General features: G+C 73.7%; 12 protein-coding genes and 1 pseudogene. 7 read left to right on the top strand and 6 right to left on the bottom strand.

What is annotated here, in order from left to right; genetic code table 11:
* The first annotated feature begins 68 nt into the window (after window positions 1-68).
* From IE245_RS11910 to IE245_RS11890, 5 genes are all read left to right on the top strand, one after another.
* Window positions 69-500, top strand: coding sequence for a hypothetical protein (locus tag IE245_RS11910; protein WP_189946776.1), 432 nt, complete (start codon window positions 69-71; stop codon window positions 498-500).
* Window positions 501-532: 32 nt separating this feature from the next.
* Entirely contained in the window at window positions 533-1,336 is an 804-nt protein-coding gene (locus IE245_RS11905; RefSeq protein ID WP_189946775.1) for a hypothetical protein, read from the top strand.
* A 144-nt stretch (window positions 1,337-1,480) separates the two neighbouring features.
* Window positions 1,481-2,848: an FAD-dependent oxidoreductase gene (locus IE245_RS11900; RefSeq protein ID WP_189946774.1), complete on the top strand. Its 1,368-nt coding sequence runs from the start codon at window positions 1,481-1,483 to the stop codon at window positions 2,846-2,848.
* Window positions 2,849-2,940: 92 nt separating this feature from the next.
* Complete coding sequence (locus tag IE245_RS11895) at window positions 2,941-4,590, top strand: helix-turn-helix domain-containing protein (protein ID WP_229851227.1); 1,650 nt, start codon at window positions 2,941-2,943, stop codon at window positions 4,588-4,590.
* A gap of 77 nt (window positions 4,591-4,667) precedes the next feature.
* Window positions 4,668-6,038, top strand: a complete 1,371-nt coding sequence (locus IE245_RS11890; RefSeq protein WP_189946773.1) for an FAD-binding oxidoreductase — start codon at window positions 4,668-4,670, stop codon at window positions 6,036-6,038.
* A gap of 1 nt (window position 6,039) precedes the next feature.
* Here IE245_RS11890 and IE245_RS11885 read toward each other — a convergent pair whose 3' ends face one another.
* Window positions 6,040-6,732 (bottom strand): TerB family tellurite resistance protein, encoded by a 693-nt coding sequence (locus IE245_RS11885; RefSeq protein WP_189946772.1) that lies wholly within the window; start codon window positions 6,730-6,732, stop codon window positions 6,040-6,042.
* A gap of 348 nt (window positions 6,733-7,080) precedes the next feature.
* Window positions 7,081-8,844: a 2-isopropylmalate synthase gene (gene leuA, locus IE245_RS11880; RefSeq protein WP_189946771.1), complete on the bottom strand. Its 1,764-nt coding sequence runs from the start codon at window positions 8,842-8,844 to the stop codon at window positions 7,081-7,083.
* A 293-nt stretch (window positions 8,845-9,137) separates the two neighbouring features.
* On the opposite strand from leuA, the gene IE245_RS11875 reads away from it, so the two are divergent.
* The gene (locus IE245_RS11875; RefSeq protein WP_189946770.1) at window positions 9,138-10,181 is read left to right on the top strand and encodes a M4 family metallopeptidase; all 1,044 of its coding nucleotides are present in this window, start codon (window positions 9,138-9,140) and stop codon (window positions 10,179-10,181) included.
* 22 nt (window positions 10,182-10,203) lie between these two features.
* Window positions 10,204-10,452 carry a protealysin inhibitor emfourin gene (locus IE245_RS11870; protein WP_189946769.1) on the top strand — a complete coding sequence of 83 codons (249 nt, stop codon included), beginning with the start codon at window positions 10,204-10,206 and terminating at the stop codon, window positions 10,450-10,452.
* On the opposite strand, the gene IE245_RS11865 is transcribed toward IE245_RS11870, so the two are convergent.
* From IE245_RS11865 to IE245_RS11850, 4 genes and pseudogenes are all read right to left on the bottom strand, one after another.
* Window positions 10,436-11,356, bottom strand: a complete 921-nt coding sequence (locus tag IE245_RS11865) for a hypothetical protein (RefSeq protein ID WP_189946768.1) — start codon at window positions 11,354-11,356, stop codon at window positions 10,436-10,438. The two genes, IE245_RS11870 and IE245_RS11865, sit on opposite strands and share 17 nt — an antisense overlap.
* Before the next feature lie 51 nt (window positions 11,357-11,407).
* Window positions 11,408-12,367 carry a GTPase Era gene (era, locus tag IE245_RS11860; protein ID WP_189946767.1) on the bottom strand — a complete coding sequence of 320 codons (960 nt, stop codon included), beginning with the start codon at window positions 12,365-12,367 and terminating at the stop codon, window positions 11,408-11,410.
* 29 nt (window positions 12,368-12,396) lie between these two features.
* Entirely contained in the window at window positions 12,397-13,212 is an 816-nt protein-coding gene (locus IE245_RS11855) for a DUF916 domain-containing protein (RefSeq protein ID WP_189946766.1), read from the bottom strand.
* Between the two features lie 87 nt (window positions 13,213-13,299).
* Window positions 13,300-13,713, bottom strand: a pseudogene (locus IE245_RS11850) (WxL domain-containing protein); the annotation flags it as partial.
* Between the last annotated feature and the right edge of the window lie 201 nt (window positions 13,714-13,914).

The following is a 13,914-nucleotide window of genomic DNA, read 5'->3' as shown; positions in this document are numbered from 1 at the left end:
GCGGGAGCGTCGCCCTGCCGCCCGGAGGCGCCCCGGGACCGACCGACGGCGGCGGAGGAACGCGGACGATGACGGCCACCCCTTCTCTGGTCCTGCACGGTGGCGAATCGGTTCTCCACTTCGCGGGCGGGCCGGTCACCCTGCACCGGCCGGACAAGGAGCACCACATACCGCTGGCGGCGATCTCCTTCGTCCACGCCGAGGGCCGGTCGCTGGCGATCGTCCTGACGGCCTCGGGCGCGAACGAGCCGACGATCTACCGCGTCACCGGGGTCGACGAGGCCGCCGCACTCGCCTTCGGGGAGGCCGTGACGGCCGCGCTCCCCGCGGACCCGGCCCCGGACGGCGCCGCGCTGGTCACCACCCGCGCCCCCGGCGCCCCGGAGCCCGCCGGGACCACCGGTGTCCGCGGCGCGCCCTGGAAGCCGCTCGCGGCCGCCGTGGCCGTCCTGCTGATCGCCCTGGCGGTCCTGGCGGTGTTCGCCACCTCGGGGGGCTGACCCAGAGCCGTCCCCGGCCTACGATCATGCCCATGTCGACACCCATCTCCTCCCTCCCGAGACTCCGGGGCCGGGACGGAACCGTCCTGTTCGCCGAAGACGGCGGTCTGGTCCTGGACCTCCCGACCGAGCAGGTCACCTTCACCGCCGACGGACTCGGCCGGATACGCGCCGAGGGGCGGACGGTCCTGATCGAGCTGCGGTCGAAGGCCGGGACGACGCCGATCGTCCACCGGATCGACGACGTGGACCCGGAGGCGGCGGTCCGCTTCGCCGACGGGATCAACGCGCTGCTCGCGAACCGGACGGACAGCGACGACGTCGACGGCGCCCCCTTCGCGGTGATCCGCTCGCTCCGCCCGACCTGGCGCAAGAAGTTCCACCGCCGGCTCCTGCGGGCCGTGCTGGCCTATCTGCTGGCGCTCGTCGCCCTCATCGCGGCCGCCGCCGCGCTGGGCGAGAAGGACCTGGCCATCATCCTGGTCCCGTTCGGCGGGCTGAGCTGGCTGGCGCTCTGGTGCGGGGCCGCCGGGGCGGTACGCGCGTGGCGGGAGAAGTGGCTGCTCACCTACGGTGTCGTGACGACCGCCGTCCGGGCCACCCGCGGCGGCTACATCTACCCGGACGGGACCGGCGCCTGGCGCGGCTTCGTCCACAGCCAGGCCGAGCCGTCGGTCCCGGTGGCCTTCCCCCCGGACGACCCGGCGGACGTGCTCGTGCTGTCACCCCCGTTCACACAGCTGGTGAACACCCTGACCGGAGTGGTCCTGCTCTTCTGCGGCACCGCCCTGACGCTGCTGACCGTCGTGATGGCCGTCCTCTTCTTCCTCGACTGAGCGCCCCAGCCCTCCTTTGAGAAGTCATAAGCTTGCCTTATGAGGGCATAGACCAGGGTCGGGTACCACTTCCCGTTCGCCGTTAATTAGGGTGGCCTAAGTGTCGGCGGCTCCGCCGCACCCCGTATGCGAAGGGAACCAGTCATGCCCCGCCCCCTCCGGGTCGCGATCGTCGGCGCCGGCCCCGCCGGCATCTACGCCGCCGACGCGCTGCTGAAGTCCGACACCGCCACCGAGCCGGGCGTGTCCATCGACATCTTCGAGCGGATGCCGGCCCCCTTCGGCCTCATCCGCTACGGCGTCGCCCCCGACCACCCGCGGATCAAGGGCATCATCACCGCCCTCCACCAGGTCCTCGACAAGCCGCAGGTCCGCCTCTTCGGCAACATCGACTACGGCACCGACGTCCACCTCGACGACCTGCGCTCCTTCTACGACGCCGTGATCTTCTCCACCGGCGCCATGTTCGACCGCGAGCTGAAGATCCCCGGCGTGGAACTGGACGGCTCCTTCGGCGCCGCCGACTTCGCCTCCTGGTACGACGGCCACCCGGACGTCCCGCGGACCTGGGACCTCTCCGCCGAGAAGGTCGCCGTCCTCGGCGTCGGCAACGTGGCCCTCGACGTCGCCCGCATCCTCGCCAAGACGGCCGAGGAGCTGCTGCCGACCGAGATCCCGGCCAACGTCCACGAGGGCCTGAAGGCCAACAAGGCCGTCGAGATCCACGTCTTCGGCCGCCGCGGCCCCGCCCAGGCCAAGTTCAGCCCCATGGAGCTGCGCGAGCTGGACCACTCGCCGAACATCGAGGTCATCGTCAACCCCGAGGACATCGACTACGACGAGGGCTCGATCGCCGAGCGGCGCAAGAACAAGCAGACCGACATGGTCGCCAAGACCCTGGAGAACTGGGCGATCCGCGACGTCGGCGACCGCCCGCACAAGCTCTTCCTGCACTTCTTCGAGTCCCCCGTCGAGATCCTCGGCGAGAACGGCGAGGTCGTCGGCCTGCGCACCGAGCGCACCGAGCTCGACGGCACCGGCAACGTGAAGGGCACCGGCGTCACCACCGACTGGGACGTCCAGGCCGTCTACCGCGCCGTCGGCTACCTCTCCGACGAGCTGCCCAAGCTCCCCTGGGACGCCGTCAGCGGCACCGTCCCGGACCAGGGCGGCCGCGTGATGGAGGGCGAGGAGCACATGGCCTCCACCTACGTCACCGGCTGGATCCGCCGCGGCCCGGTCGGCCTCATCGGCCACACCAAGGGCGACGCCAACGAGACCGTCGCGAACCTCCTGGAGGACTTCTCCGCCGGCCGGCTCCTCACCCCGGCCAGCCCGGAGACCGACGCGGTCGTCGCCTTCCTGGAGGGCAAGGGCCTCACCTACACCACGTGGGAGGGCTGGTACGCCCTCGACGCCGCCGAGAAGGCGCTGGGCGAGCCGCAGGGCCGCGAGCGCGTGAAGATCGTCGAGCGCGAGGACATGCTCCGCGCGAGCGGCGCCATCGACTGACCCGGCACGCACCGCGCGGGAAGGGGGCACCCACCGGGTGCCCCCTTCCCGCGTCCCGTCCTACGCTGGAGGGACCGGAAGGGGTGAGGCACGTGTCCGCACCCGTGGTCGACCGGGCCGGACGGGCCCGGGACGCCGTCGCCCGTGAGGCCTGGGCCGAGGCGTACGCGCTGCTGCACGCCTGCGACCGGCACCCGGACCAGGCGCTGACCGCCGAGGACCTCGACGCGCTCTCCGACGCCGCCTGGTGGTCCGGGCACCTCGACGAGTCCGTCGCCGCCCGGCTGCGCGCGCACTCCGCCCACCTCGCCGCCGGCGACCACCGGGGCGCCGGGATGGACGCCTGGTGGCTCCACTACGAGTACGCCGGCCTGGGCAGGCCCGCCGTCGCCGCGGGATGGCTGCACCGCGCCCGCCACCACCTGGACGGGCTGCCGCCCTGCCCCGAACAGTCCTTCCTCGCCTGGGCCGACGCCGAGGAGGCCACCGCCCGCGGCGACGGGGCCGCGGCGCTCGCCGCGACCGCCCGCATGACCGTGCTCGCCGAACGCTCCGGCAGCCCCGACCTCCTCGCCCTCAGCCGGCAGGCCGCCTCCGCCGCCCTGCTCGCCCAGGGCCGCCGCGCCGAGGGGCTCGCGCTCCTCGACGAGGCGATGTGCGCGGCCGAGGCCGGCGAGCTGAGCGGACTCTTCACCGGCTGGCTGTACTGCCTGGCCCTCACCCAGTGCATGGAGGCGGCCGACTTCGGACGGGCCGTGGAGTGGACCCGCACCGCGATGGAGTGGTGCGCCGGCGCCGACGACGGCGAGAACCCCTTCCGCGGGGTCTGCCGGGCCCACCGGGTCGAGGTCCTCGACTTCCTCGGCGACTGGACGGCTGCCGAGGAGGAGGCCCGGCGGGCCTGCCGGGAGGTGCCGCCGGACTGCCTGGAGGCGGCGGCCGCCGCGTACCGCGCCGCCGGCGACGTGCAGCGTCGCCAGGGCCGGCTCGACGAGGCCGCCCGCTCCTACGCCCACGCCCACGAGCTGGGCCTGCTCCCCCAGCCGGGGCTCGCCCTGCTGCGGCTCGCCCAGGGCCGCGCCGACGCGGCGGCCGCCGGGCTGCGGCTCGCGCTCGCCTGCCAGGACGCCCACCGGGGCCCGCTGGCCCGGGCCCGGCTCCTCGCCGCCGCCACCGAGGTCGCCCTCGCCGTCGGAGCCGCCCGGGAGGCGGCCGGCGCGGCGGCCGAGCTCGACGCCCTCGCCGGTGACGTGCCGCTGCTGCGCGCCCTCGCAGACACCGCGACCGGCGCGGTGGCCCTGGCCGAGGACCCCGAGGCGGCGCTGCCGGTCCTGCGGCGGGCCCTCGACGGCTGGCTGCGGCTGCGGGTGCCGTACGAGGCGGCGCAGACCCGGATGCTGGTCGCGGCGGCCGACCGGGCCGCCGGGGACGAGGAGGCCGCCCGTCTCGAACTCGCCTTCGCCCGGGACGGCTTCGAGCGGCTCGGGGCCGCGCCCGACGCCCGCCGGGCCGCCGCGCTGCTCTCGGCGGCCGCCCGGCGCCGGCTGCCGGGCGGGCTGACCGCCCGGGAGGCCGAGGTGCTGCGCCTTGTCGCCGGCGGCGCCACGAACAAGGGCGTCGCCCGCTCCCTGGTGATCAGCGAGCACACGGTCGCCCGGCACCTCAACAACGTCTTCGCCAAGCTGGGCGTCTCCACCCGCTCCGCCGCGACCGCCTACGCCTACGCCCACGGCCTGGTCTGAACGGCCCATCCCGCCGCCCGCGGAGATGGGCGGTACGGACGACGCGGCCGCCGGGCCCGGGCGCGTACACCGGGAGCATGACCACTTCGACGGACACCCTGGACGCGCTCCGCGGTGCCGTGCGCGGCACCGTCGTCACCCCCGGCGACCCCTCGTACGAGAAGTCCCGGCGGGTCTACAACGCCCTGCACGACCGCCGTCCCGCCGTCGTCGTCCACGCCGTGGACGCCGGCGACGTGATCGCGGCGGTCCGCCACGCGCGGGAGCACGGCCTCCCGCTCGCGGTACGCGGCGGCGCCCACTCGGTCGCCGGCTTCGGCACGGTCGACGACGGCCTGGTGGTGGACCTCTCCCCGATGCGAGAGGTGCGGGTCGACCCGGAGGCCCGGACGGCCCGGGCCGGCGGCGGCGCCACCTGGGGCGACTTCGACCACGCCACCCACGCCTTCGGGCTCGCCGGCACCGGCGGGGTGATCTCCACGACCGGCGTCGCCGGGCTCACCCTCGGCGGCGGCATGGGCCACCTGGCCCGCCGGTACGGCCTGAGCTGCGACAACCTCACCGGCGCGGAGGTCGTCACCGCCGACGGCACCTTCGTCTCCTGCGACGCCGAGCGCCGGCCCGACCTGTTCTGGGCGCTGCGCGGCGGCGGCGGGAACTTCGGGGTGGTGACCGAGTTCCGCTACCGGCTGCACCCGCTGACCGAGGTGTTCGGCGGGCTGACCTGCTATCCGCTGGACCCGGCGGTGATCAGCGCCTGGTACGAGGCCGTCACGGCCGCGCCGGAGGAGCTGAACATCATCATGGTGCTGGCCCTCGGCCCGGAGGAGCCGTTCCTGCCCGAGCGCTGGCACGGACGCCCCGTCTGCGCCGCGTTCACCTGCTCCAGCGGCCCGCCCGCCGGGGACGGCAGGACCCTGGCGCTCCTCGACGCGCTGGGCCCCGTCGTGGGCCGGTTCATGGAGCGGATGCCGTATCCGGTGATCAACACGATCTTCGACGAGCAGCTGCCCGCCGGCCTCCACCACTACTGGAAGGGCAACTTCAGCCGCGGCCTGTCCGCCGGGGCCGCCGCCGCGCACGCCGAGTACGGCGCGACCATGCCGACCATGGAGTCGGACACCGCGCTCTTCCCGATCGACGGGGCCTGCCACCGGACGGGCCCGGAGGAGACCGCCTTCGCCTACCGGGACGCGGACGTCTCGCACTCCTTCGGCGCCACCTGGACCGATCCGTCCGGCACGGCCGCGAACGTGGCCTGGACCCGCGCCTACGACGCCGCGCTCCGCCCGCACACCGAGGCGGGCGGATACGTGAACTTCATGGACACCGACGACCAGGACCGGGTCCGGGTGAACTACCGGCAGAACTACGCGCGGCTGCGGGAGGTGAAGCGCCGCTACGACCCGGACAACGTGTTCCGGCTCAACCAGAACGTCGTGCCGTAGGTCAGGAGACCGTGCGCGCGGTGGCGAGCAGCCGCAGGACGTCCTCGGGCGGCAGTCCGAGCGCCGTGCCGACGGTGCCCAGGACCTCCTGCTCGGCCGGGCTGTAGCCGCCGTCGGCCAGCGCGATCCCGGCCGCCTGGAGCAGCAGCGTCTCCCGGCCGGCCGGCTCCAGGTGCGGGGTGAGCGGGGCGACGGCCTCGTGGATCTCGATGGCGAGGAGGGCGCCCTCGGGGTTGATCTCCGGCATGAAGCGCCCGGTGTCCGCCTCCAGGGCCTCGACCAGGTCGACCAGCTGGACGGCCGTGCAGTCGGCGTATCCGGCGGAGCGGACGGCGTGCACGGCCCGGTCGAGGACCTCGCGGGAGCCGGTGCCGCCGGCCGCGAGGACGGCGAGGGCGACGGTGTGGACGGCGTCCCGCAGCATGGCCGAGAACCGGCCGGTGGTGGGCCGCTCCAGGACCTCGATGCCGAAGCGGGTCCGGCAGGCGGCGCACTCCACCACCGGCCCGGTACAGCCCCGGGGCACGAGCGGCACGCCGAGGACGGCGAACCTGCGGCGGCCGGTGCGCCGCCGGTAGTTGCGGTCGCCGCCGCACTCCTCGCAGAAGAACTCGCCGTCGCCGATGGTGTTCCAGGAGGTGCGGATCCCGCAGACGGTCAGCTTCCCACCACGTGTTTTCCTGGCAGAACGCACGCGCACCTCCTCAACGGCCCGGCTGCACTGCCGGTGCGTTGGCGTGATGTTAGCCACATCCTTGATGTGACGTCAGCACCTCGTCCGTACTTCGTACCGGAGATGGCCGAGACGTGACACCGGGGTTTCGGGCCCGGCGGCGGCGCTTCGTGAAGGCCAGGAAGCCGCCGCCGGGCAGCGGGGCCCCGACGGCGGCCCCGACGGCGCCGGGTCCGATGGCCGAACCCGTCGCCGCGAGATCACCCTCCGGGGTGGTCGCGGAGGAGGCGCCGGCCCCTCCGGGGCGGGCGCGAGGACGCACGGCGCCCCGCCCCTCGGCCGGAGGGGCGGGGCGCCGTGCGCGCGAGGTCAGCGGACGGAGCGGTTGACCGCCGAGATGACCGCCTTCAGGGAGGCGCGGGTGGTGTTGGCGTCGATGCCGATGCCCCACAGCACCCGGCCGTCGATGGCGCACTCGATGTACGAGGCGGCCTGCGCGGAGGCGCCCTCGCTCATGGTGTGCTCCTGGTAGTCCAGCAGGCGGGCGTCCACGCCGATCGACTGCAGGGCGTCGAAGAAGGCGGAGATCGGGCCGTTGCCGGAGCCGGTCAGGACGGTGTCGACGCCGTCGACGACCGCCTCGACGCGCAGGGTGTCGGTGCCGTCCGTGTCCGAGGTGGACTGGCCGGAGCGCAGCTGGATGCGGCCCCAGGCGTTGTCCGGGTTGGGCAGGTACTCGTCCTGGAAGACGGACCAGATCGCCGCCGGGGTGACCTCGCCGCCCTCGGCGTCGGTCTTGGCCTGGATGATCCGGGAGAACTCGATCTGCATCCGGCGGGGCAGGTCCAGCTTGTGGTCGTTCTTCAGGACGTACGCGATGCCGCCCTTGCCGGACTGCGAGTTGACCCGGATGACGGCCTCGTAGGAGCGGCCGACGTCCTTCGGGTCGATGGGCAGGTAGGGGACGGCCCACTCGATGTCGTCGACGGTCTTGCCCTGGGCGGCCGCGTCGGCCTCCATGGCGTCGAAGCCCTTCTTGATGGCGTCCTGGTGGGAGCCGGAGAAGGCGGTGTAGACCAGGTCGCCCGCATAGGGGTGGCGCGGGTGGACCTCCATCTGGTTGCAGTACTCGCTGGTGCGGCGGATCTCGTCGATCTGCGAGAAGTCGATCTGCGGGTCGACGCCCTGGCTGAACAGGTTCATGCCCAGGGTGACCAGGTCGACGTTGCCGGTCCGCTCGCCCTGGCCGAACAGGCAGCCCTCGATGCGGTCGGCGCCGGCCATGATGGCCAGCTCGGCGGCGGCGACGGCGGTGCCGCGGTCGTTGTGCGGGTGGACCGACAGGCAGACGTACTCGCGGCGGGTCAGGTTGCGGGACATCCACTCGAAGCGGTCCGCGTGCGTGGAGGGGGTCGAACGCTCCACGGTGGCGGGCAGGTTGAGGATGATCTCGCGGCCGGGGCCGGGCTGCCAGACGTCGCAGACGGCCTCGCAGACCTCCAGGGCGAAGTCCAGCTCGGTGTCGGTGAAGATCTCCGGGCTGTACTGGTAGCCGAAGGTGGTCTCCGGGCCCAGCAGCTTCTCGGCGTACTCCATCACCAGGCGGGTGCCGTCGACGGCGATCTGCTTGATGTCGTCCTTGGAGCCGCGGAAGACGACCCGGCGGAAGGTCGGCGCGGTGGCGTTGTACAGGTGGACGGTGGCGCGCCTGGCGCCGACCAGGGACTCCACGGTCCGCTCGATCAGGTCCTCGCGGGCCTGGGTCAGGACGGAGATGGTGACGTCGTCCGGGATCGCGCCCTCTTCGATGATGGAGCGGACGAAGGCGAAGTCGGTCTCGCCGGAGGACGGGAAGCCGACCTCGATCTCCTTGTAGCCCAGGCGTACCAGCAGGTCGAACATCTCGCGCTTGCGGGCCGGGGACATCGGGTCGATCAGGGCCTGGTTGCCGTCGCGCAGGTCGGTCGACAGCCAGCGGGGCGCCTTGGTGATCCGCCGCTCGGGCCAGGTGCGGTCGGGGATCTCGACGGCCTCGTACCGGCCGTACTTGTGGATCGGCATCCCGGACGGCTTCTGCGTGTGCGTCGCGTTGGTGATCGGCGTCGGACGGCTGACGAAGGGAGACTGGGACATGGCGTAGGGCTCCTCGGGGTCCTCTGAACGGACGGCCGACTGTCGAACGCAACACCGAAACCCGCGGGGAGGGGGTCGGCCTACGACTACAGGCCCTCGCCGCGGCAGCTAAGGAGAAGCAGCCCGAAACGCATGATGTGCGTCACCATAGCCGAGGCCCGGGGAATGCGGACGTCCTGTTCCAGTATGCGGGACGGCGGTGTCGTCAAGGGCGAAAAGTGACCCATCACTCCATTTCGCCAATCCCCGTCACTTCTCGTGACAGGGGCGTCGCGCAGTGCCACATTGCCGGTATGACCTCCCCCTTCTGCACGATCGTGCCGCCCCACCTCCTGGAGCACCTGGCGAACTCGGCGAACCCCGCCGTCGCCGCGGCCGCCCGCCGCACCCTGATCGCCGACACCTCGGCCCGTGCCGCCCGGGTCCTGCCCCGCGCGGCCGTCGCCCCCGCGGACCCGACCGCGGAGCCCGCGGCCCCGCGCCGGACCGTGTACGACGCCCAGCGCCGCACCGAGCTGCCCGGGGTGAAAGTCCGCGACGAGGGCGAGGAGGCGACGGCCGACGCCACCGTCAACCGCGCCTACGCGGGCCTCGGCGCCACCTTCGCGCTCTTCCGGGACGCCTTCGGGCGCGACTCCATGGACGGCGCCGGGCTGCCGCTGCTCGCGACCGTCCACTACGACGAGAAGTACGGCAACGCCTTCTGGAACGGCGAGCAGATGGTGTTCGGCGACGGCGACGACGAGATCTTCCTCGACTTCACCCTCCCCGTGGACGTCATCGCCCACGAGCTGGCGCACGGCTTCACCCAGTACACGGCGAACCTGGAGTACTTCAGCCAGTCCGGCGCGCTCAACGAGTCCGTCTCCGACGTCTTCGGCTCGCTGGTGAAGCAGCACGTGCTCGGCCAGACCGCCGAGCAGGCCGACTGGCTGATCGGCGAGGGCCTCTTCCACCCGGACGTGCAGGGGAGGGCGCTGCGCTCCATGAAGGCGCCGGGGACCGCGTACGACGACGACGTCCTCGGCAAGGACCCGCAGCCGGCCCACATGGACGACTACGTCCGCACCGGCCAGGACAACGGCGGGGTGCACATCAACTCCGGCATCCCCAACCGCGCCTTCTACCTGGTGGCGACCGAGCTCGGCGGCCACGCCTGGGACCGGGCCGGGCGGATCTGGTACGACGTGATGACCGGCGGCACCCTCACCCCCGAGACCCGTTTCGCCGAGTTCGCGGCGGCCACGGTGGCGGCGGCGAAGGCGCGGTACGGCGACGCGGCGGAGATCCAGGCCGTGACGAAGGCGTGGGCGGCCGTGGGCGTACCCACCGACTGAGCCGGGCTGGTAGACAGGGCCCATGCGGATTCGAGTGCGGCGCACCGGTGGTTTCGCGGGCATCGAGCGGTCGGCGGAGGTGGAGGTCACGGGCCCCGAGTGGGAGTCCCTGGCCTCCGCCGTCCTCGCGGCGCCGGAGGCCACCCGGGTCGTCCCGGACGGCTTCGCCTACGAGATCACGATCGACGCCCGGACCGTGAGGTGCGCCGACCCGCACCTCACGGACGCCCAGCGGACCCTCGTGACGAGGGTCCTCAAGGAGGGCGCGTGAGCTGGCGGCCGAACAGACGGGCCCAGAGGCCCTTGCGGGGCCGGGGCTCCGGGAGCTCGCCGACCTCCAGGGGCCAGTCGCCGTCCCCGTCGAGGACCGCCACGAGCAGCGGCCCCTCCGGCAGCGCACGCACGTCCTCGTAGGGCCGCTCGTAGACGCTCGCGAGGACGGCCGGGGAGGTGGCGGGGGTGTGGGGACGACGCGGCTTGTGGCCCTCGACCCGCAGACTGCCCTTCGCCGCGTGGAGGCGGGTGACGAGGCCGCCGGCGGGCCCGGTGTGCAGCAGCACCTCGGAGCCCCGCCCGGTGGCGGCCGTGCCGAGCGCCCGCACCGCGCGGACGGAGCGGATCACGATCACCCACTCGGCCCGGTCGTCGCAGCGGACGCGGAAGCGCAGGGGATAGAGGTTGTCGCACCACATCACCCGCCGCTCGAACCGGCGGGATGTGGAGGAGTCCCCGAGGGCGACGGCCTCCCTGCCGTCCCAGTCGACGGAGCCGAGATCGAAGTACCCGGGGCCGGTGCGGGCGAACTCGACGAGGACGTAACCGGGCGGGACCTTCTCCTCCATGGCGAACCTGGCGCCGCCCCGGCCGGCGTACGCGAGGGTGTCGAACTCCCCGCCGAGACCCTCCGCGGCTGCCGCCACCTCGGCGGACGGGGCGGGCGAGGGGACGATCAGGTCCGCCCACCGGCCGCCGCCGTCCGCGAGGTCGATCCGGTGCGGGGACCGCGCGCGGCCCTCCCCCGCCGAGCCGGAGCCGGCTGGCAGGCCGTCCGCGGCGGAGCCCGTACCCGGTCCAGGGGCCGTGCCCCGTCCCGGGCCCGACGACTTGCCGACGCCCTCGACCCGCCGCCCCTGCCCGGGATCCGGCGGGCCCTCCCCCTTGCTGATCTTCGTCACGGCGTCATGCCGGCACGGCGCCTCGGGGAAGTCGACGGTTCGGCGCGGTCGTCAGAAGCCCAGGCGCCGCAGCTGCTTGGGGTCGCGCTGCCAGTCCTTGGCGACCTTGACGTGCAGGTCGAGGAAGACCGGGGTGCCGAGGAGGGCCTCGATGTGCTTGCGGGACTTCATCCCGACCTCCTTCAGGCGGCTGCCCTTGGGGCCGATGATGATGCCCTTCTGGCTGGGGCGCTCGATGTACACGTTGGCGTGGATGTCGAGCAGCGGCCGGTCGGCGGGGCGGCCCTCGCGGGGGATCATCTCCTCGACGACGACCGCGATGGAGTGCGGCAGCTCGTCGCGGACGCCTTCGAGGGCGGCCTCGCGGATCAGCTCGGCGACCATGACCTGCTCCGGCTCGTCCGTGAGGTCGCCCTCCGGGTAGAGCGGCGGGGACTTCGGGAGGAGCGGGACGAGCAGGTCGGCGACGAGCTGGACCTGCTTGTCGCCGACGGCGGAGACCGGCACGATCTCCGCCCACTCGATGCCGAGCTCGCGGCCGAGCTGGTCGATGGCGATCAGCTGCTCGGCGAGGGTCTTGGAGTCGACCAGGTCGGTCTTGGTGACGATGGCGACCTTGGGGGTCTTCTTGATCTCGGCGAGCTCCTTGGCGATGAAGCGGTCGCCGGGGCCGAGCTTCTGGTCGGCGGGCAGGCAGAAGCCGATGACGTCGACCTCGGCCCAGGTGGTGCGGACGACGTCGTTGAGCCGCTCGCCGAGGAGGGTGCGCGGCTTGTGGAGGCCCGGGGTGTCGACCAGGATCAGCTGGGCGTCCGGGCGGTGCACGATGCCGCGCACGGTGTGCCGGGTGGTCTGGGGGCGGTTGGAGGTGATCGCCACCTTCTGACCGACCAGAGCGTTGGTGAGGGTGGACTTGCCCGCGTTGGGGCGCCCGACGAAGCAGGCGAAGCCCGCCCGGTGGGGGGCGGTGTTCTCATCGGTCTCTTCACTGCGCACGCTCATGGGGGCCATTGTCCCCGATGCGCGGCCCCGTCACGCACTCAGTGCCCCCGTCGGGCCCGGCGGCGCCGGATCCGCCACCCCGCGAGGCCTCCGGCGGCCCCCGCGGCGAGCGCAGCGGCGGCGAGCCAGGGCATCGCGAGGAAGGAGACCGCGGCACTTTCGCGGACGTCCTTCGCGGTGGCGGTGAGGGTCACCTCGCCCCGGTCGAGCTGCGGCGAGCCGGTCCACCGCTCGGTGAGCCGGATCTTCTGCCGGGGCAGCAGCTCGGCCGGCACCCGGTCGACGAGCGGCCGGTCCTGCTCCAGGGTGACGTCCTCGACGGCGAGGGCGGGTACGGCGGGGCCGCTGACCTTGAGGTGGACGCGGGCGGCGACGGCCCTCTGGACGCCCATGGCGACGCCGCCGCCCGCGGGGGCGATCCGCTCGTCGAGGGCGACGAGCGGGCCGGGCTGGTCGCCGGGGTCGGCGTCGGCGGGGACGGTGAGGGTGAAGGGGACGGTGACGGCGGAGCGCGGCGGGACGGTGGCCGTGGTCCGCTCGGGCTCGATCCAGGCGCCGGCGCCGGTCTGCTCCTCCTTCAGGGTGCGGACGGCGAAGCCGCCGTCGCGTTCGGTGTTGTAGGCGTCGGCGCCGTAGATCCGGAAGGTGAGCGGGGCGGCGGTCCTGTTGGCGACGGTGACCTTGTCGCGGAGGGTGGCGCCGGGGTCGGCGGTGAGGACGTAGTAGGGGCGTTCGCCGAGCCGGGCGGCGGCCAGGTGGACGGCCCGTTCGCCGTTCTCGGCGGCGTGGGCGGCCGGGGCCCCGAGGAGCGGCAGGGCGGCGCTCAGGAGGAGGGCGTACAGCTTGCGTCGCACGGTGCGGACCCCCGAGGTGGGGCGGAGCGGGAGGAGGGCCGCCGACGGGCCGGCCGGGGATGCGCCCGGCCGGCCCGTCGGCCGGCGTCAGGACAGGGTCGGCGTCAGCACGCCCGCGTAGCCGCCGGGCGCGGTGAACGCCGGGACGTCCAGCGAGAGTCCGGCGTCGACGGTGAACTCGCCGCCGGTGACGGTGCCGTTCGCCGTGAAGGCGAGGGTGGCTCCGGCGGCGACGGCCGTGCAGGCGCTGGGGCTGCCCTCCTCGGCGACGCAGACAGGGGTCCAGCTGAGCCTGTCGGCGCCGATGGCGCCGCCCGGTCCGGTGAGGTCGGTGACCTCGCCGGTCACGGACCAGCCGGCGGGGCCGCCGCGGAAGTCCTTGACGGTCACCGTCCGCAGGGCTCCGGTGGCCGCGCCGCACCGGCCGAAGTCGACCGCGGAGAGGGCGACGGCGTCACCGGCCTGGGTCATGGAGAGCTCGCCCGCCCGGACGGTGGCCGTGATCCGACGGGTTCGTATCCCTTCCGATGACGAACGCAGGGGTGCGGGCGCTGCGTGGAGGACGCGGATCTGACGGCCCGTCGGGCCGTCCGCCGCCCATTGACGCGCAGACGGCACGGGAAGGCAAGAGAAGTCGCGGAGAACCTTCACGAACCCGCAAGGGTCCGGCCGCGGCCGGACCCCGCCGTCCCCGTGCGGCGC

Origin of the sequence: Streptomyces roseolus, from assembly GCF_014649855.1 — a bacterium.
Lineage (GTDB): Bacteria > Actinomycetota > Actinomycetes > Streptomycetales > Streptomycetaceae > Streptomyces > Streptomyces roseolus.
Note: the sequence above shows the minus strand (reverse complement) of the source record. Positions and strands in the feature narration are given on the sequence as shown.

Bases quoted from the DNA above. Each gene is read 5' to 3' on its own strand.
- IE245_RS11910 (WP_189946776.1), top strand. From the start codon at position 69: ATGACGGCCACCCCTTCTCTGGTCCTGCACGGTGGCGAATCGGTTCTC.
- IE245_RS11905 (WP_189946775.1), top strand. From the start codon at position 533: ATGTCGACACCCATCTCCTCCCTCCCGAGACTCCGGGGCCGGGACGGA.
- IE245_RS11900 (WP_189946774.1), top strand. From the start codon at position 1,481: ATGCCCCGCCCCCTCCGGGTCGCGATCGTCGGCGCCGGCCCCGCCGGC.
- IE245_RS11890 (WP_189946773.1), top strand. From the start codon at position 4,668: ATGACCACTTCGACGGACACCCTGGACGCGCTCCGCGGTGCCGTGCGC.
- leuA (WP_189946771.1), bottom strand. From the start codon at position 8,844: ATGTCCCAGTCTCCCTTCGTCAGCCGTCCGACGCCGATCACCAACGCG.
- IE245_RS11875 (WP_189946770.1), top strand. From the start codon at position 9,138: ATGACCTCCCCCTTCTGCACGATCGTGCCGCCCCACCTCCTGGAGCAC.
- IE245_RS11870 (WP_189946769.1), top strand. From the start codon at position 10,204: ATGCGGATTCGAGTGCGGCGCACCGGTGGTTTCGCGGGCATCGAGCGG.
- era (WP_189946767.1), bottom strand. From the start codon at position 12,367: ATGGCCCCCATGAGCGTGCGCAGTGAAGAGACCGATGAGAACACCGCC.